At 44.1% G+C, this 286-nt stretch carries 1 protein-coding gene; it reads left to right on the top strand.

Features of this window, described 5'->3' with window-relative positions; all coding sequences use genetic code 11:
• A partial coding sequence (locus JYB63_RS22955) for an NUDIX hydrolase (RefSeq protein ID WP_205660234.1) occupies positions 1-286 on the top strand: 286 nt, incomplete at both ends.

The raw sequence follows: 286 nt of genomic DNA, 5'->3' as shown, positions 1-286 counted from the left end.
CCGTCTGATGCAAGCCCTCTAGCCTGTGCCATCCGGGAAACGAGCGAAGAATTAGGAATTTCAGAGCAAGCAATCAGTCATGTAAAACCACTGGATGAGATAAAGCAACCTCTGGGACGCCGGATCATCTATCCATTCGTTGGTACGATCGCACCCGGTGTAACGCTTAACCCTAATCCTGATGAAGTAAAGGAAATATTTACCGTTCCTCTAAATTATTTTCTCCAAAATAAACCTGAACGGTTTACGATTCACTTCAAAGTTGAACCCGAAGATAATTTCCCGT

Origin of the sequence: Aliamphritea spongicola (genome assembly GCF_017051665.1) — a bacterium.
GTDB classification, from domain to species: Bacteria; Pseudomonadota; Gammaproteobacteria; order Pseudomonadales; family Balneatricaceae; genus Amphritea; species Amphritea spongicola.
Note: the sequence above shows the minus strand (reverse complement) of the source record. Positions and strands in the feature narration are given on the sequence as shown.